Source organism: Mesorhizobium sp. CNPSo 4670 (assembly GCF_057784235.1).
In genome coordinates this window covers 1-17,885 of record NZ_JBWJFQ010000026.1, presented here as the reverse complement: position 1 = coordinate 17,885, position 17,885 = coordinate 1, and the positions used below count along the sequence as shown (strand labels likewise).

Genomic DNA, 17,885 nt, shown 5'->3' with positions numbered 1-17,885 from the left:
TCATTGCCCCGGTTTGTGGGAGTTGGTTAGGACCAGTCCAAGACCAGATTTTCGATCCCGAACACATGCCCGCCGACAGTGATGGGCGCCGTACCCTCCTTGATCCGGAACGTTGGGATGCGCGTCAGCCACTCCTCCAAGCCAATGACGATCTCGCGCCGAGCAAGATGTGAGCCAAGGCAACGGTGAGGCCCATAGCCAAAGGTGGCATGGGGGTTGTCCTCCCGCGCCAGATCGACCGTGTTTGGACATTCGAATTCCGCCGGGTCGCGATTGGCGATCATCGTGGCGCAGGAAACATAGTCCCCCTTGCGGATCGGCGCGCCTTCGAAGTCGATATCTTTCGTTGCCACACGGATCAACTGAACGGTCGAATAGGCGCGCAGCAATTCTTCGGCCGCAAGCGGGATCCGGTCCGGTTCGCTTCGCAACAATTCCTGATCCTGGACGTTGCGCGCCAGATGAGCCAAGTCAAAGCCTATAGCTGCTGCAACCGTATCGAGCCCGGCAACGAAAACCAGCACGCCGACGCCGCGGATTTCCTGTTTCGTCAGCCGGCGGCCCTCGACCTGTGCCTGCACGATAAAGGTCATGAAGTCGTCAACCAGGTCCTGGCGGCGGGCGGCCGCAAGTTCGTCAATGAAGGCCACGATCGTTCGGGCAGCGGCGGGCCGTTTCACATCGTCGCCGTGGAGAAGATCTCTCGCCCATCCGACGAATATGTCGATCCGGTCATCGGGCAGCCCTAGGAGATGGAGGAAGATGTTGACCGTGAAGGGAAATGCGAAATCGTTCATGACGTCGCAGCTTGCGCCCAATGCTGCGATCCCGTCGATGAGCCTGATTGCCCTTTCGCGGACAGCTGGCTCCAATGCCGATACCCGCTTTGGCGAAAGCAGCGGATTGAGCAATGCGCGAAAGGCGCCATGGGCCGGAGGATCGAGTTCAAGTGGGATCATCGGCCAGTTTTCGCCGAGCGCGGAGGCAAAGATGCTGCGATGGCTGGAAAAAGTTTCGGTGTCCTGCAGCACCCGGCGCTGGTCGCTGGCGCGCGTGATTACCCAGGTACCCTGGCCGTCGCGCGTGTTGAGGGGCGAATAAAAAATTGGAAGCCCGGCATGGACGCAAGCAACTGCTGCGTGCGGATCTCCGTTGGGAGTCGGTGACATCCCGGGCGACGTAAACAGGCTGAAATCCCTCACCATTTCGGGTGGGATATGATCTGGAACGGAATTTTTCCCCATTGGTTCTCCTGACCTCAGCCGTCGATTGAGATTGCACCACCGGCCATAAAGGTCGATGCCCGCGCCCGGTAAGTGCCAGCTCAGGCGCGTTGCTTACGGTGCGATGCAGGCGACGTGCGCATTAGCGCGCAAGAGATCGGTCGCCAATTCAAGCAGCAAGGCATCTCTTTCGTGCTACGCGCCCTAGAGCATAGCTGCTGGTGATCCCCATTGAAGCTGAGAAACTGATCAATCGTCGCTGAGCTCCGTGCCGCAATGCTCACGCCTCGCATCATCTGAGCAAGTTGCGTGCCGGATTGGTGCCAGATGGCCCTCACCAAGCAATGGCCAAGCAGCACTGGGACCTGTGCAGTGGATGCTACCTGCCCATTATTACCAGGAGAACGTCTGGCAACCGACGCGTGCGGTCAGCTTTGTCGCGTCCGCGACACGGGGACTGTTCGGCTTGGTGGTGCCACATCCAAAGTTGGTACCTGAAAGCCAATGTTGTGTACCTGGAGCGGCTAAACGGCCGCCCTCGGACAATTAAAGGGTGGGAAGCCGAAGTTCGCCGATTTGGGTGAAGAATCCCGCCGAGATGTGGTCGGTGCTGGCCGCAATCCCAGGTACGCATTGGGCTGCTGCTCGCCCAGTTCGCTGGCGTCGGGCCAATCCTCGCGTCCGCCGAGTTTGTAAAGAATCTGGGAAACCCTTCCACCACTGGCTTCCATGCGGTAAGCGCGCCGGATGAACGATCCAATCGCTGCTGCTTTGGGAGTTCGACGAAGACCGCGAGGCTCTGCAGCTCGGCTCCGGCTCGGCGTGCCGGATGCTCCACTTTCCCCACGAGGGCTCCCTTGGCGACCTTCTTGCCTTCGAAATGCGGCTCGAGCGCCTCCCGGATATCCTTCAGAATGCCCAGAAGCCGCTCGACGAGGATCGGAACCGCGTGCAGGATCTTCTGCCGCGACAGCGCCCTCGGCCCCTCGGCTCCGGCGGTGTCGGCAGGATCTCTTTTCAGGCTTTGGGTTTCACCGGAAACGAGGGTCTTGATTTCGCGAACGGTTGTCAGCGGGGGAGACCCGCCGCTGCCCTTCTGTCGTTCAAGTTCTTAGCCTGCAGGAGGTCTTGATGATTGACCGTCCCAACCTTGATCCATCTCTCTACCCGACCGACCTGGAAAGCTTGAAAGCGGTTTTCGACCAGCTTTGCCAAGAGGGCCATATCCAGCCGGGATCACCAGAAGCCGAGAATGTTGCCTCTGATCTAGTGCGCCTTTTCCAGAACGGACTTAGGGACGAGACCAGCCTGCTCGTATCAGCTAGGGCCGCCACAGCAGGTTTGCGCCGGGCAGGCTGACCTTTCTAATTCAGGACCCAAACGGTTCGTAGCGCAGCTGCATACCGTCTGCGATCTCGGCAGCCTCAGGCGGCAAGAGTGCAATGCCGTCGGCCAACGCAATGGCCATCAAATTGGCCGAGGATCCACGTTCAAGCATCGCCAGCACAGGTTCACCCGTTTCGGTGCGGCCGGATATGCGGACGGGCACAAACTCGGTTCGGCCTTCCCGCTTTTTGCAGTTGAAGCCAGCCACCGCCGAGAACCATTGCGGCTGAATCTCCGCAAGGCCGGCCAGCCTTCGCAAGGCAGGCAGGACAATCTGCCGAAACGCTATCAGGGCCGCGTTGGGATTGCCCGGCAACCCAGCAAAGACCGTGTTCCTAATCCTTCCGACTTTCAGCGGCTTGCCCGGCCGCATCGCGACCATGAGGACATCAAGGTCGGCGCCATGAGATTGAACAGCCGCCACCATATGGTCTTCCTCGCCTGCCGAGACCCCGCCTGTGGTAACCAAGGCGTCACAGGACGCGACGGCGCGAGCGACAACGTCTGCGAGGAGACCCAGGCTGTCAGGGACCATGCCGAAGTCGACGATTTCCGCCCATGGACAAGTCGCCAGCAACGAGCGCAACATGATCCGATTGGAATTGTAAATCTGACCGTGTTCGAGGGGTTCACCTCGTTCCTTCAATTCGGTTCCGGTCGAGAGCAGCCCTATCCGGATCTTTCGAAGCACCTGGACTTCGACGATCCCCACCGCTGCCAACAAGGTTAGATCCCTGGCAGACAGGCCCTTACCCCGCCTTACCAGTTCCATGTCGACGCTGACGTCCTCGCCAGCGAGACGAATGTGACGGCCACGACGGGGCCGCTCGTACACCGTCACGGTGTCGCCAATTCGCTCGCAATGCTCTTGCATGACCACCGCATCGAAGCTCGACGGAACGGGTGCTCCCGTGAATATTCGAAGTGCATTTCGTGGGTCGAGGTTCTCGAGAGCGCGCACATCGCCGGCGACCACCCGCCCAGCCACGCGAAAGGTCCAAGGCTCCTCCCCATCGAAATCCGCCGTTCGAACGGCAAACCCGTCCATCGCCGAATTGTCGAACGGAGGCAGCGAAATAGGCGAGTGTATATCGGCCGCGCAAACCCGCCCCAATGCTCCGGCAAGCGAGACTGTTTCCCTGTATCGAACAGGTTTGGCGAGCGCGACGGCTTTGGCTACCGCCGTCTCGAACGGGATAGCTTCGCCACCCTGCCCGGCAGAACAGTCGGCTTTCAAAACGGGCTTCGCGGCGTGAAACACGAGCGCTCCTCCCTTGCGTTGTTCTCGAAACGCAACGGCCTAAGGTTTTTCTAACCTGACACACTCTTGAGATAGACGATGACGTTTTTGATGTCGTCGGGATTCTTGAGGCCAGGGAACCCCATTCTATTCTTCGGCACTTTCGCTTTGGGATTGGCCAGATATTCCGTCAGGTTCGGCTCATCCCAGACGAGTGCCGCAGCACCGGCATCCTTCATGGCTTTCGAATACCAATAGCGAGGGACGGTTCCCGCTGTCCGGCCTACAACGCCTTTCAAGGTTGGCCCGAAGTTGTTCGCGTCGGTATCAGCGTTGTGGCAGGCCGCACACTTTTTGAAGACGGTCTTTCCGGCCTCGATATCCTGGGCCTGGGCGGCCGGAGGCAGTAACGCCAAAACCATTGTGGCGCCGACGAACAGGTATTTCATGTGGGAACTCTCCGTTTTTTCCATACGATGACGTCGAGGGGCTCGTTGGCCCTCTTGTCAGCGGCATTGGCCAGCCTGTTCGACGGATATTCCGCGAGTGCCAAGCCGGGGGCAGCCTTGGCCTGTGCCTGCACTGGCAATGCCACAGCTGTGGCCATCCCTGCGGCGGCAAACGCTCCTCCCCTCAGAAATTTGGCGGCGACCGACGTCGGCCAACTTGTTGCAGCGATCCATGCGTTCCTCCCATTTGGCGAATCTCGTCGCAAAGGGCTTGCAACGCCTGTGCCAACCGAAAAAACCGCCGATTTCATTGGAAAAAAGGAACCCATCGCCGGATGTCCGCGACGTTCGGAAATGCGGACATAGTGCGCTGCCGAAGGTTCAGGAAGTCGAACGACCCAAGGGTCCGCGCATTCGCGGGGCATGCCAAGGAGCAACGATTGTCTTCGCTGCGAAGCGCATTGTCATTCAGTGTTCAGAACAACTGAAACGGCCATCAATTTGGTACGGTCATCGCCGCTTAACGCAGCCAGACTCCTTGCGATTGCGTCTCCTCCAGACGTCGCCTGCAATTGCACGCGCGTCGGATCTCGCTTTTCATGCATACATTCGACTTCGAACTGGATCAGGCCATCAGCCAAGCTTATGTGGCGCGCAGCGCGCTGGACCATTGCCTTTGGGCCTTTCACTCCGGCATGGGTAACGAGATTGAGTGCCGAGCAGAGATGTACGTCAATCAGGTCGAGGAGCTCTACCGCAACGCCTGCAAGGAGGCCGCTGAATCCCGGCCTTGAACCTAGCCGGCGGCAGCTGGGTCTGCCTGCTGCGACCTGGCGGGCAGCGCGATCAATGCCGTGACCTTTGCCGCCACCTCTTCAAGGGTGGCGGTGAGGCGGTTTATCTGCGAGGCGGTCGCCGCCAGTTCCGGGCGGTAACGGGTGACGAAATATTCCCTGGTTCTGGCTTAGCGACTGGAGATGCCTGGCCGTCTTCGTGCGAAGGCGCAGGCCCGCCTCCAGGGCGTGCTCCGCATCGGCATTATTGTTAGGTTTGCAACTGACACCAAGTTCAGCCCCCCGCGAACGTGCCAGCTTAGGGGCTACATCTGCCGTTCAGCGCGTCAGGTGAACCGATATCAGACGGTCCTATAGCCTCCCGGCGATGCTCGAGCATCGCCGGCGAATCCAAGATGTCGCCGAGGTAGTCGATGTCGACCGCAGCGACACCGCATTCTGAAAAGATGTCCCGCCATCTTCCGATCCATCCGGCCACCTGGTTCCATTCGTGCTGAGCATCCTCTTTTGACATGCCGAAGTGAGCCGCCGCCGCCATGGCGTGTGTGATGCTGAAATCGTTCAGAAACCTGGGGCTCGGAGAGATTTGGATCGCCTGTTGTCCGAGACCGTTCATTTGAGTCGGAATGTCGAAAGCCGGCGAAAGCAGCCATCCGTCCTCGGTATGGAGAAAGGCGTGGTTCTTCGTGTGATCGTCAGTGTTGTCTATCATGATATTGAACGCCATTCTGCGGAATAGTTCTCGTTGCATCGACTGGATGCAGTCGGCGACTCCATGGCGTCGGATAATCGCCGCGATGGTGGCATAGCTGTCGTCGGTCTCCGAGGCCAGCATCGTGCGTGCTGAAACAGCGTGGACGCGCAGACCCCCAACACGGTCAAAACGACGGACCGTCAGAATATGATCGATACCGCCGGGCATGACCCGTGACGATGCGACGTATAATCCGGCTCGGCGCCCCAGTTCCATGCAGGCATGCTCGACAAGGAGTTGATCCACGTTGCTGCCGCGCGGAAACTTGGCGATCCACTCTTCTCCGTCAGCTTCGATCAGCATCTTGGGGTGGGCGCCGCCCATGCTGCCGGCGCTGGCGATGAGCTGTCTTTCTCGCTCGCTGAGAGGTCCACGCTCGAGGACGCGTGCAATCAGCGCCTCCGCTTCCTGAAGTGAATCCACACTCATGAGTGGCTGTTCGTCGACGGGACGATATTCATCGAAGCTGGAAGACATCCCAAGCGCACCGAAACGGCGGTCGCCCGCATACCAGAGCTTGTCGAGTGGGCTCATGCGCGGGGGGCGAGAGACGACCCTGATCATACGTTCCCCCCAGCGATCCGGCATAGCGTCTTCGATTGCGCCAGGAGCCACCATGTCCTTCAAGGGAGCATGCACCTTCTTGTCATGGGCGAGATCCGGAGAGAGAGGGAATCCCGAACGCCTCCACTCGTCATCCAGTTCAAGAAGGCATCTCCGATTGCTAGTCTCGAGCTTTACCCGCCCAACCAAGCTCGGCTCGAGCGGGTTTTCAAGATACCAGACCGCAAGCCAATTTCCCCGGAAGTCGCCCATGTTACCCTCTCTTTCGGCTTGCTCGGTTCACATCGAGCATTGTCGCGTACTCGTCCTCTCCCGGTTTGAGGATTTCAGCGAGATTTTCGGACTTACCAAATATCCAGAGCGCCGCGGCATAAACACCTATCGACACCTTTGCGTCGCCCGCCTCCATCCTGCGCAGCGTAGGGATCGAAGTCCCCATCCTCGCGGCCATGGTCTTCAGGCTGTCCCCCCTACGCTCGCGGGCGATGCGCAGATGAGAGCCAAGCGTTTCCAGCGCGACTACCGTTGCATCAGTGAGGATTTCAAGCGATGTGGAACTCTTTGACATAAACGTAAGGTTTCTCATGAATGGCTGTATATGAAAATATATGTTCTTTCAGGGCCGAATTCAAGGGCTGACCACCTATCTCCACGAATGAGAAGAGATTTCGACATAGCCTCAGGCATTCATCGCAATAGCGGAGGCGTCCGATGTAAGCCGCCCCTGCTCGGCGACGCCGCTCAGAACCGTGCGAATACGGTCGAAACGGCCAGCAAGGAGTCCTTGCTGCTGCTCCAGAGAATAGGAAGGCCTTTGGCGGCCGTCTGCTGTGCCGTATCCGCTTCAGGCGCCGGTAAGAGCGAACCATCGACGCCCCACTATGTGCTTCGGACGCGGCGACGAGTTAACCATGCAGATGGGCCGGCGCAGCGAACTGATGTCGAGCAGCATGGACAGCGCCCGCATCTGCAACGCGATGCCGAACAGGATCGGCACAACGGCAACCAGGTCGTAAAATCCCCATGGCATGGCGTTGGCAGCCCAATGCGTGACGAAGCCGAGCGAAAAAGGCAAGCAAGATCTCCACGACGGTGTTCGGATAATCGTCTCGATCAGCTCTTCCTTCGGATCGTTCTCGTCCAAAGGCCCTCCCCTCCCATCAGCCGTAGCAGGTCCTTGCGCGGTTATCATCAAGCTCTCGCGAATCCCTGTATATCGCCGCCGATTAAGTCAAGAGCCCGAGGACCGAAGCCGTACGGCAACCGTTTCGGTTTGCGCTGCCCCCTCCGTTACGCCCTGCGGCCTGGTGGCGACGAAGCAAACCGCGCGTTTGATGTCATGGATGGTCATGAAGAAAATCGGCGTCGCGCGAGGCTCGGCACGGTTGATGCTCCATCGCGTCTTGTAGCCAGATTGCTGCCAGAGCGTGTCCGCTTTGCCACCCGAGGCGGGCAATCCTAATTTGGCGCCGCCAGTGGCGAACAGTTCGAAGTTCCATTCAATCGAAACCAAAGAGGAGACGACAGTGGCGAAGGCGAAAGGTTCGGCGAAGAACGCCAAAGCGGAGGCAAGCAATTCGGTTTCCGTATGGGAGGACGATCCCGGAACGGGGATACTGGTTAGCCGACCCATTCCAGACCTTTCCAAGAAGCCTCTTGCCTTTGGATTTCCCAAGCCTGCTCCAAAACCTGGCGGATACCCTCCCGGAGGGGCCGATTTCAGGTATTGGACTGCAGCGGAAGCATTGCGAAGGGGCGCAGACTTCTGGTCGGCGTGCGTTCCGCTGACGAAGTGGCAGGTCGGCGCGACCCTGAAGGTCAATCTCGACGAAGGAGTCGATCTCAACGCCTATTATGATCGCACGGCCCTTAACTTCTTCCACGGCCCCTCTCCAACAGGCACCGTCTATTCGGGAGAGAGCCCCGATGTGGTTTGCCACGAGATGGGACACGCGGTATTGGACTCCTTCAAGCCGGAGTTGTGGGACGTAGGCAGCCAGGAAGTCGCGGCATTCCATGAATCTTTCGCGGACATCAGCGCCATCTTGTCGGCCATCCAGTTACCGTCGCTCCGCACCAGCGTACTGGAGGATACAGGCGGTCGCCTGTACAGGAACTCGCGGCTTTCACGCCTCGCTGAGCAGCTCGGTGCGGGCATCCGCGCGCAGCATCCAGACGCTGTAGATGCAGACTGCCTGCGCAATGCAGTAAATTCCTTTGCTTACCAAGATCCGAGCACGCTCCCCATTTCGGCTCCGGCAGCACACCTTTCCTCCGAGCCGCACTCGTTCTCGCGAGTTTTCACAGGCGCGTTCTTCGAGTCGCTCGGTACGGCCCTTTCCGCCAGGGCACAAAATCCAGCGATGCCGACGGAGGCTGAATTGCTATCAGTTGCAAGCGATCTGGCCGGCATTCTCATAAGCGCGATCAAAGCTTCGCCGGTGGTGTCCAACTGGTACGCGCAAGTGGCCGCGAATATGGTGATCGCAGCTGGCTCGGTGGACGCCAGATATCCGCCGATCATCAAGGCAATCTACGTGCGTCGCTTGATCCTCTCTCTGCACTCCGCAGCGAGTATTGCCTTTGTCCCACCGGAACGAGCTGCTGTCCCTGCCCCTGCTGACTCACACGAAGACCTGTCTGAGACAGCGTTGCCGGCAGATGACTACGGCATCAAAGGGGTGCTCTTCGTCAGGACGCCATCACAGAGACGCCATTTTGTCGCATTAAGCGCCGCCGGTGACTTGTCGTCGGCACAACCTCTGGGCGCAGCGACCGCGGCTCAGATGTTCGTCGACGATCTATTTAGCCGAGGTCGTGTGGACTATGGCGATATTGTCTTGCCTGAGGCTCGGCTGGACCACGGACGTAAGCTAAAGTCACATCGGCTGGTAACGACCCCCGGTGGTGCGCGCTTGGATAGGCTGCTATTCGATTGCAACTGTGGATGCCAATGATAAACTGGACAATATGATAGTGCAAAATGGTTGAGAGAGTGAACGTGGCATCTAAAAGGGAGGCCAAACCAATAGTCCCGGACGACGCGGAGAAAGCGGCGTTCGTGCGAGGTTTGATCGAACGAGGCGAAGCCGTGGAGGCCAATCCCGACGGCTCTTTGCCTCCGGGGGCCACCCACCTTATTGTCGGCAAGACAGACAAGGGACTGCCGATCGTAAAGCGTGCCAGGTTCAGCGCGTTCTAGTGGCCAAAAACTGATGCTTGGGTCGATAGACCCGGCGCGCACTTTTTCATAAAATACATCGCCGTCGGGATGGCCGTTGCAGTCGCTTGGCACCCTTTCACTCTGCAGTTATCACAGGCGCAGCCCGCGTGGCTTCTCAATCACTGTCGGTTTCGGGAAAATCCTCCTTGACCGAATGGCGTTTGCTGTCCTTCGCGCGCGAACCCGAAGGTCGTTGATCCGGACTGCGCCCGCTGCAGCAAGTTGCACCTCTGTCGGACATCCTTCTTTGTTGATTGGTTCAACGTCGCGGGAAGTACTTCTGCAAAGGCTTCGTCTTGCAGTGGTCCGTTCTTCAACTACCGGAGTACAATTATGGCGCCTGAACTATCATTCAGCCTTGTCCAGCGAGCGAACGATGGGCGCTTCGATGAACAACAACTCGCTTCCGCCGGGGAACCATGAAGGCGCATCTTTGCGTCGATGTCGGGCGACCCGGACTTCGAGTAGCTGATTGTCGATTCCACAATCATCCTCGCGATCAATATGCATCGGGCGCTAAAGGGGGCTGAGATCAGGCCCTTGGCCGTTCCTGCGGCGGACCCACCAAGAAACATGCGGCCTTCAGAGGTCTTGGCTGCCCGGTGCGCTTCACCCTGACAGCCGGCCAACAGGGTGATTGCCCCCAGGCCTATGCCCTGAGCGGCGGCTTGCCCGCCAAAGTCGTCATGGGCGACGCGGCCTACGACGCCGATCGCCGGCGCGCCAGGTGATCGCAGAGAAAGACGCCGTGGCTGTCTCCCACGATCCCACGTCTGCAACTCCTAGGAGATTAGAGCGCGCGCAGCGTATCGATCGGGCAGCAAAGGCTTGCTGTCGTAACTTCGACAATGTCCGAAACGAGATACATCGCGCTCAGAGTTAGCGCATTGTCCCAGCATCATAGTTTCAATTGGCGCGAGACTTGCGGGTCGACAGTCGCTCTTACCGCTCTGGCGCGAACAAAAGATCTCGTGATGCTCTGGCGGAAGAGTGAAATGGCGTCGTTATTCATAACAAAATGGAGTGCCAAAATGACCACGCCGATACAGCAGTTGACGAATCAAGTCGATGACAATTCTGGACCAAAATACCAGCCGCCTTGGGAGTTCCTGCCAACCGACACAAATACAGGCGTCGGGGGAAAGTACATCTACATCGGCTATATTCTTGGCAACAGCAATCCAGTGACATCGATCAGCTTCGTTGCATACAACGAAGCGCAATCGAATCCGCCTTCTGGTTGGCAATGGACCGGCCAAGACCTCAAACAAGGAGCAGGCGGGAAATACATTTACATGGTCTGGAAAAACGGCGAAACAGGCAATCAGCCCGTCACAGCCCTCCAACTGCTTGTAACCAACCAGTCCACACCGCCAGCTATCGCCGGATATGAGGCAATCAATCAAGACCTGAATCAAGGTGCGGGTGGACCTTACATTTGGCCGTATTACAGCACCACAATTTCGATGCAACATAAGGAAGAGGCCATGCTGGCAAAAGCATAGACGAGCCAAGGTCACGCCGCGTCTGCGCAGTAGCGGTCGGGGCTCTAATCGCCGCTGGCAGTTCAGTGGCATGTATGGACGGCCTCCGCGTGGCAAGGGCTTTGTGACATTGATGACAGGTCGGTCGGGCGCAGGCATGTATTCGGCCTTTGAGTGCGGCCTGCGGATCGGGCCTACAGTTCCGCTGCCTTCCGCCAGGCGCTCGTCGAACGCGGCATCACGCCCTGCATCCCTCACGGAGGGTTACGATGGTATTGCTTACAAAAGCTCATTCGGCGAGGACGGCTACAACATCGCCTTTTTCGATACCAGAGTAGCCGAGCTATTGGGCTGCCAGCCTTTTACAGTGGAAACCCTATCTTACGAGTTCCGGGAATCTGGAAACCCCTATGTTGCGAGAGAGGCTCCGGAGAACAGCTAAGCGGCAGACGCCTGCGCCACGCCAGGATCAGTAAGAGGAGCCGCCCCTCGCGCCAACAAGAGGGCCGAGCCTCGGCTCCGCCAACGCCCGCGCCAACACCCTCTTGCAGTTGCTACCCCGGACCTCGGATGAGGGGCACCCTTCCCTCCAAGGCCTTTTCAATAGCGGAGCGTCGGTTTCGCGGTATTAGAACGTCGACAGACCGAATATCGCGTTGCTCCGGTGGCGATGCTCGGTCGAAAAACGTGCAGAGGAGCCCAGCGATGCCAAGATGCGCTGCTGCATCTCCCGCACCGCGGTAGCAGTGAATGCCAAGACCGGCGGCCCGCCCAGCTTTTCGCGGACTTCCTTGAGGCAGCCGCATTCGCGCCGGAAGTCCCGGCCCAACTGATCGACGCAATGGGCTTCGTCGACGACATGATGGCTTCGTCTGCTTTAGCCGTGCCCGCTCGTCCTCGCTCCGGACAAAAAAACGCTCGGGAGCCAGATACAGCAATTTGATCGCGCCCCGTCCCAAAGTAAGCGCACGGCCTGCCTGAAAAGTGAAGTGTCGGTCTCACGCGCCCACATTGTAAACAACGTGACAACGCCTCCCAGCTTTACCAAGTTCCCCGGCGATCGAAACGCCGGGGGCTCCCGTTGGTTCGGCTTTCTTTCTCTTTTGAGCAAACATCGGCCCATATTCAAGGTTTGGATTCGCTGATGACCCTCTTGCCCTGCCGCAGTCGCCCCTGGAGGGCCTGCCGATCGGCGACCAGATTGTCGAGGTGCAGGGACTCGCGCCGCGGTTCTTGCGCCAACCGCCGAGCCAGTTCCCGCGTGGCCGCCACCACATAGACGCCGCAATCATAACCGTTGCGCTGCCGCGCCATGCGCACCGGCTGCGGGTCGGCGCCCAGCCTTGCCGCGAACTGCGTCGCAATGGCGCGGTGGTATTCTCCCAGGGAGTCGTAGTGATAGGCGACGAGCCTTGCCCGCTCGCGGCGATCAACCAGCAGCAGCGACCAGTGCCTGCCGCTATCAGGATCGGCGGCATTGGCATCGTTGACTGGCAGGAACAGGAAGTCGGCGGTATCCTCGCCATTGTGATTGTGGACGATGCCTTGGAATGCGCCTGGCGCATCGCGGTCAGCGGCCAAGCGCAGATGATGAGCTACGATGGGATTCACGAAACGCGTCCGCGCGGCCAGATCCGGAGAGCGTGCCTGCAACTCCTGGTCCAGGAGCCTGTAATCCGCGTTGATATGGTCGTCGATCAGCCAATCTGTGGGGCCAAGCGCCAGCCGACCCTGCAGTGCGCTGCCCGAGCCAGAAGCGGCTTCATGCGTCTGCGCAACCTGGGCGTGACGGGTGGGGAGAAAGCGCCCGTCCGGCTCCCGTCCCGCCGGGGCGGTGGGTTGCGCTGCGGGCCCAGGCAGCCGATCGGCGTCCTCTACGCCAGGGCCAGGGGCGGCGCCCGCCTGTGAGCACAGGTGGGCGTGCAGACTCTCCACGCATGGCTTGGCGTTCTTTCTATCCTGTTTCTCGGGTGGAATGAATTCGATATCGGCTTCTTTGTAGAATTGCTGGCGCTCGCTCAACAGTCTGGCGATCTTATCCTGCGGGTTGGGGCCTTGCAGCAGCGGGCGGCTGGTATCTTTCCTGGTGCGTTCCTCGATCACTTCGAGTTTGGTATTGAGCCAGATCGAGACCGCTTTCTCCTTGATGAGGCTGCGGCTCTGCGCATCGTTGAACGAGCCGCCCCCGGTGGCGATCACGGCGGGGCCGGCCTCGAGCAGACGCGCGATCACACTTGCCTCCAGCTCCCTGAAACGCGCCTCGCCGTCGGTCTTAAAAATCTCCGTGATCGATTTGCCAGCCTGGGTCTGGATTATTTTGTCGGTATCGACGAAGGGTAGCCCCAGGCGCCTGGCGAAAATGGGACCGATGCTTGATTTGCCGGCGCCCGGCATGCCAACCAGCACGACCGGCCGTCCATTGAGGGCGGCAAAGATCTCTTTTGCGACCGGTGACCTGGCGGTCTGGGGATTTCGCTGTTCAACGCTGCGCACCCCAAAGCTGGCGAGTCTGGTTCTGCCCGTTGTCCCCTCTTCGCCTCCCCAGTGGGGGATGTCCATGACAGCATCGGGGATCGCGACTTGCCTGCAGGTTCCCCGCACGCGCTCGACCAGTTCCTTGGCCTTCTCCAGCCCATCGGCGCCGGCTTGCTGCTGCAGCTCGAAAAGCTCCTTGTAGGTGTCGTGATTGTCGATCTTGGCCTTGTAGCTGCCTGGCGTGTGGAACTCCAGCTGGAAGCGGTACCCATCCGGCGTGCTGAGCACGCTCTGGATGCCGACGAAGCTCGGATCGCGCAATCTGAACCAGTTGGTTGTCTGGAGCTCGGTGTAGCCGCGCTCCTCGAAGGCCAGCATGGCGGTCTTGAAGGCGCGCGTAAAATCCTTGTCGGGGATTTCGAAGACATGGCGCACGGCGCTGCTGAGCAGCTGCACATCGCTGCCGCTCGCGGCGCTCATGCCGGTCAGATGATCTGTCATGGAGGCTTCCGATTTCAAGCGGCGCTTCATATGAGGCATGTTCACCTGGATGCCGGCTGTCGCCAGGCTGGCGGCCACGGCGAGCGCTGCCGCGGTGATTTCCTCTTCTTCCTCCCTGGCGCGGGCAGCCTCGATGGTGGCGCGCTGCGATGCCTGCTCGCGGCTCAGCGTCATCGTCGCGCCGTCCGCGCTGCCAAGGTGCGGCGCAGACGGTTTGGGCAAGATGCCCTGCTGCGCAACGAGTTTGATGGAGGCTTCCATGATTGAAGCCGCCAGGGTGGGATTGCCCTTCAGGTCTCCCAAAGTGGCATCGACATCGAACCAGCCCTGGTTGAGGGTTGCCGCCAGACCCTTGACGTAGGGAACGGCCCTCAAGCCCGGCGTCTGATGCAGCAGCCGCTGCAGCTCTGCGCTCTTCTTCATGAAGAGGCGGGCGCCAGTATCGGATTTATAGGCGTCGGTGCCGACCTTGACGCCGAGGCTCAGGAGATTGTTTGCGCTTTCGACGAGGTCGTCGGGATTGTAACCATCCGGGCGCGGATCGATGCGCGCGGGATAGTGGTTGAGCAAGAGCTGGACGCGCTCGCGTGGCTGGGCAGTCGCCGCATAGGCCTCGGCCAGATCCGGGAACAGCGCGCACAGTGCCGCGCTGAGCCCCGGGTTAGCGTCGTTGACGCTTTCGACTGGTTCGGGCCGGCGTTGCGCATCCGGCTCGACCGCCCACGCCTCCAGGGCGGAAATGAGCAGAGCGGCCATTTCGCGGGCGACCGGATGCCTGGCGACCTCGATCTCGTGCCTGGCAGTGTCGAGCTTGTCCTGGATATCCTGCCGGCTCGCCTGGTCCTGGTCCAACAGCCCACGAAGGCCGAGCCTGAGCCCGTGGTTGACGCCCTCGTAGGCGCCAAAGATGGCCCGCTCGGCAAACCAGTGTCGGCCTTCATGCGATTGAGCCAGAAAGCTTCGCTGCAGGCCGGTATAGGTTTCCAGGACGTTCTGCGTGGCGGCGAGGATCTGGCTGGCGCGGCTGAACTGGTAACGCTCGCCGTCGATGGCAGGAGTGTGCGACTTGGGCGGCTTGAGTGAGCGCACGCCGCGCGCTTGCTCCTTTTGATCGAACTGACGCACATGCTCATAAAGCTGCGGCCGGTCGCCGACGATAATGACCGTGTCGCCGTCGAAATCGCCATCGAGCTTCTTCTGTTCACCGGTCGGCACGGCAACCAGCGAGCCGGGAGCGAACACCTCCGTCGCCTGCAGGACGCCGACGCAGTCGAGCGGCGTGTCCGCCTTGGCGCGGTCCTTGCCCGTGGTCCAGTTCGAATGGCACTTGACGTCCTCGGCAGACATCACCAGCCCACGGTCGGCGAAGTCGGCCGGCCACATCGCGTCCGGCACCACGATCAGAATGCCCTTGGCAAAGAAGGTCGGAGCGTCGGCCGTCAGGTCCTTGCCGGGCTTCTCGGCGACATTCAAACTGTATTGGATGGCCACGCACTGATCCAGGAACGCCGCGGTCGGGTCCGCATCCGCCGCCGACCTGACTTGCCCGGCGGCAAACGGGCGCAGGTTGGGCTTGTCATAGGGCGAGCGGCCGATCAGCACGCCATCCCTGCCCGTCAACGTCTCGCTCTTGAGCTTCGGCACATGGACGCGGCCATCACTGGACGGTACGGCAACCGCACCGGGACCGTCGATATGTCCGGTCGTCACGGTTCGAAACAGCTCTTCGGACGTCAACGCGCGCCCTTGCTGGCTCTCAAGCCAGGTCCTGGCCTTCTCGCACGTCTCCTCCGCCACCAGTTCGCTGCGCGGATAATGTTGCAGTGCCGAGGCCGGAACGGACGACCTCCTTCCCTCGGCAAAGGCGGTCATCCGATCGGGGCCGTCTTGCGAAACGGCCCGGCGAACAGCCGGCATCAGCGCGGCCAGCGAGGCCTTGATGAAGCCGCAGCCGTCATGCGGCTGCAGGGCGATCGGTCCCTTCGGCCCAGTCAGCTGGAAAGGATGCGCCTCGCCCACCGGGCGGTCCGGCAGCAGCAACAGTTTGAAGGCGCCTTCCAGGGCGTAGTCGTGCGGCCCCAGACCCTGAATGGCCGGTGGCGCGGCGAACCCCCGGCGCTGCGTGTAATAATAGGCCTCTTTGAACGGAGCCCAGGCGCGCGACAGCCTCTCGAAGTCGGTGCCCGCTGCCGTGTCACTATAGGGAATGGCCAGCAGCTTCCCTCCGGACGGCTCGAGTCGCCCACCTGGCGGACGTGACGCGATCTGCGCCAGTGTCAATCTCGGCGGCTTCAACTTGCTGCCGCCGAACAGGTCCATGCGGTACGGCACACCCTCGACGGTGAGCGTGCGCGTCAGCAAGAAGGTGCTGGGCTTTCCCGGCAGTTGCACCGCCACCACCTTCACCGCCCCCGAGGTCAGGCGATGAAAAACCGAATATCGTGTCTCGGCCTCCGTGGCGAGGCGCTGCCCCCGCATATCAACGACCGGCAACCGCATCAGTCCGGCATCGCCCTGCGGCGGTCTGGGCTCGTGATCCATGGTTCGCAGCACCTGATGCACGTCGAATACCGATGCAGGATGTTGGGCTTGGACGGTTGCTGCATTCTGCTCCAGGAATGAATCTATCGCATCCAGCGGGTTATCGGCCTCGATATCCGCGATCACGTTCCAGCTCATATTGGAAAGATCGCGCTCGATAAGATCGCGGGTGCGTTCCAGGATGCCTCTGGTCTCCCGCTGCAACTCCTGCTGCCTGTTCCGCAAACCGAACCTGTTGCCCTCGACATAGGGGCGTCTGTAGAGCCTCTTGAGGACCGCACGGGTCTTCAACACTTGATAGATCGACAGGGCGGGACAACGGGTCGAGCACGGTCCACGGCGCCGCTCGGCATCGCTTGCGTTGAGGTGCGCCTGGATCTTTTGTTCCACGACGGGTTGGATATCGTTGAGCAGGTTGAGCGCCTGCCTGCGATGCCAGCGCAGCTGCTTGTGCGTGCTGCGCGCCAGCGGCAGCAGAGCGGCGCACAGATTGCCCGCGGTTTCCAGGTTATTCTCGGCGGCAAATCCAGGCGCACGATGCAGTTCCTGAAGGCGATCCAACCCCGTGCGTGCGAGCAATCCGAGATCGTCAAACAGCCGGGCTTTGGCCAGCGCCTTGAAAATGTTGACGATCGTCAGAGCGTTGGCCTGCTCCAGGCGATCAGTGGCATAGTGAAGGTGGTGGGCGAGCTTGTGCAGCCGGTCCTTCAGCAGAGCGGTCTCGTTGATCTCTCCGGCCTCCTCTCCCCTCTGGCATTCCCGCGCCAGACCATTGGCGATCATGCTGAGCGAAGGTGTGGTGAAGGCCCCGAAGCGGAGGTTTGCCGAGCCGAGTCGGTGCGCGAGGTCTATGGTCGCCTGATGACACGCCCCTTCTTCCGGCCACTTGCTGAACCCATTCATCAAGTTGCCTAAGTCCTGAGGGATAAGATTATTAGATAGCCCGTCGGCGCGGCGAAGCATCTCACCAGCGATCGTGGCTGTAGCCTCGCGACAAGCCGCCGCTTCCGGCCACTTGCTAAAGCCGTTCACCAGGTTCGACATCTCCTGCAGATTAAAGCCAGGGAGCTTGTCGGCACGGCGCAGAACCTCACCGGCGACCGTGGCTATAACCTCCTGACACTCTGCCTGTTCCGGCCATTTGCTGAAACCGTTCACAAGGTTTGCAAGTTCCTGCGGGGTAAAGTCTGAGGGTCGGGGGGTGCGGTCCCCACGGCGGCCAAGAACCGCAATGCCGATCGCGGCCGCTGC

Annotated in this window: 12 protein-coding genes and 1 pseudogene; 5 read left to right on the top strand and 8 right to left on the bottom strand. The window is 60.3% G+C overall.

Going from position 1 to position 17,885, the window contains the following annotated elements:
• Positions 1-26: 26 nt before the first annotated feature.
• The gene (locus AC0ZT5_RS30425; protein ID WP_488499447.1) at positions 27-1,244 is read right to left on the bottom strand and encodes a cytochrome P450; all 1,218 of its coding nucleotides are present in this window, start codon (positions 1,242-1,244) and stop codon (positions 27-29) included.
• Between the two features lie 1,110 nt (positions 1,245-2,354).
• Between AC0ZT5_RS30425 and AC0ZT5_RS30420 the strand changes: the two genes are divergently transcribed.
• A complete protein-coding gene (locus tag AC0ZT5_RS30420; protein WP_488499446.1) occupies positions 2,355-2,582 on the top strand; it encodes a hypothetical protein in 228 nt (75 codons plus the stop codon).
• Positions 2,583-2,592: 10 nt separating this feature from the next.
• On the opposite strand, the gene AC0ZT5_RS30415 is transcribed toward AC0ZT5_RS30420, so the two are convergent.
• Together AC0ZT5_RS30415 and AC0ZT5_RS30410 are read right to left on the bottom strand one after the other, a co-directional pair.
• A complete protein-coding gene (locus AC0ZT5_RS30415; RefSeq protein WP_488481691.1) occupies positions 2,593-3,870 on the bottom strand; it encodes a molybdopterin molybdotransferase MoeA in 1,278 nt (425 codons plus the stop codon).
• A 50-nt stretch (positions 3,871-3,920) separates the two neighbouring features.
• Complete coding sequence (locus AC0ZT5_RS30410; protein WP_488481692.1) at positions 3,921-4,298, bottom strand: c-type cytochrome; 378 nt, start codon at positions 4,296-4,298, stop codon at positions 3,921-3,923.
• 599 nt (positions 4,299-4,897) lie between these two features.
• Here AC0ZT5_RS30410 and AC0ZT5_RS30405 point away from each other — a divergent pair.
• Positions 4,898-5,092 (top strand): hypothetical protein, encoded by a 195-nt coding sequence (locus AC0ZT5_RS30405; protein WP_488499445.1) that lies wholly within the window; start codon positions 4,898-4,900, stop codon positions 5,090-5,092.
• A 298-nt stretch (positions 5,093-5,390) separates the two neighbouring features.
• On the opposite strand, the gene AC0ZT5_RS30400 is transcribed toward AC0ZT5_RS30405, so the two are convergent.
• From AC0ZT5_RS30400 to AC0ZT5_RS30385, 4 genes are all read right to left on the bottom strand, one after another.
• Positions 5,391-6,662, bottom strand: coding sequence for a type II toxin-antitoxin system HipA family toxin (locus AC0ZT5_RS30400; RefSeq protein ID WP_488499444.1), 1,272 nt, complete (start codon positions 6,660-6,662; stop codon positions 5,391-5,393).
• Between the two features lies 1 nt (position 6,663).
• Positions 6,664-6,978 carry a helix-turn-helix domain-containing protein gene (locus AC0ZT5_RS30395; RefSeq protein ID WP_488481695.1) on the bottom strand — a complete coding sequence of 105 codons (315 nt, stop codon included), beginning with the start codon at positions 6,976-6,978 and terminating at the stop codon, positions 6,664-6,666.
• Positions 6,979-7,254: 276 nt separating this feature from the next.
• Positions 7,255-7,554 (bottom strand): hypothetical protein, encoded by a 300-nt coding sequence (locus tag AC0ZT5_RS30390; protein WP_488499443.1) that lies wholly within the window; start codon positions 7,552-7,554, stop codon positions 7,255-7,257.
• An 87-nt stretch (positions 7,555-7,641) separates the two neighbouring features.
• Positions 7,642-7,986, bottom strand: coding sequence for a hypothetical protein (locus AC0ZT5_RS30385; RefSeq protein ID WP_488499442.1), 345 nt, complete (start codon positions 7,984-7,986; stop codon positions 7,642-7,644).
• On the opposite strand from AC0ZT5_RS30385, the gene AC0ZT5_RS30380 reads away from it, so the two are divergent.
• The 3 genes and pseudogenes from AC0ZT5_RS30380 (at position 7,937) to AC0ZT5_RS30370 (ending at position 11,138) form a co-directional block, all read left to right on the top strand.
• Positions 7,937-9,367 (top strand): gluzincin family metallopeptidase, encoded by a 1,431-nt coding sequence (locus AC0ZT5_RS30380; protein WP_488499441.1) that lies wholly within the window; start codon positions 7,937-7,939, stop codon positions 9,365-9,367. The two genes, AC0ZT5_RS30385 and AC0ZT5_RS30380, sit on opposite strands and share 50 nt — an antisense overlap.
• Positions 9,368-10,059: 692 nt before the next feature.
• Positions 10,060-10,468 (top strand): annotated as a pseudogene (locus AC0ZT5_RS30375) (IS5/IS1182 family transposase); the annotation flags it as partial.
• Between the two features lie 196 nt (positions 10,469-10,664).
• On the top strand, positions 10,665-11,138 hold the full coding sequence (locus AC0ZT5_RS30370) for a hypothetical protein (RefSeq protein ID WP_488499440.1): 474 nt from the start codon (positions 10,665-10,667) through the stop codon (positions 11,136-11,138).
• A 1,104-nt stretch (positions 11,139-12,242) separates the two neighbouring features.
• On the opposite strand, the gene AC0ZT5_RS30365 is transcribed toward AC0ZT5_RS30370, so the two are convergent.
• Positions 12,243-17,885, bottom strand: a 5,643-nt coding sequence (locus tag AC0ZT5_RS30365) for a shikimate kinase (protein ID WP_488499439.1), incomplete at its 5' end; no start/stop codon positions are given.

Excerpts from the sequence above, each read along its gene's own strand:
- AC0ZT5_RS30420 (WP_488499446.1), top strand. The coding sequence starts at position 2,355 with ATGATTGACCGTCCCAACCTTGATCCATCTCTCTACCCGACCGACCTG.
- AC0ZT5_RS30410 (WP_488481692.1), bottom strand. The coding sequence starts at position 4,298 with ATGAAATACCTGTTCGTCGGCGCCACAATGGTTTTGGCGTTACTGCCT.
- AC0ZT5_RS30395 (WP_488481695.1), bottom strand. The coding sequence starts at position 6,978 with ATGTCAAAGAGTTCCACATCGCTTGAAATCCTCACTGATGCAACGGTA.
- AC0ZT5_RS30370 (WP_488499440.1), top strand. The coding sequence starts at position 10,665 with ATGACCACGCCGATACAGCAGTTGACGAATCAAGTCGATGACAATTCT.
- AC0ZT5_RS30425 (WP_488499447.1), bottom strand. The coding sequence starts at position 1,244 with ATGGGGAAAAATTCCGTTCCAGATCATATCCCACCCGAAATGGTGAGG.
- AC0ZT5_RS30400 (WP_488499444.1), bottom strand. The coding sequence starts at position 6,662 with ATGGGCGACTTCCGGGGAAATTGGCTTGCGGTCTGGTATCTTGAAAAC.
- AC0ZT5_RS30405 (WP_488499445.1), top strand. The coding sequence starts at position 4,898 with ATGCATACATTCGACTTCGAACTGGATCAGGCCATCAGCCAAGCTTAT.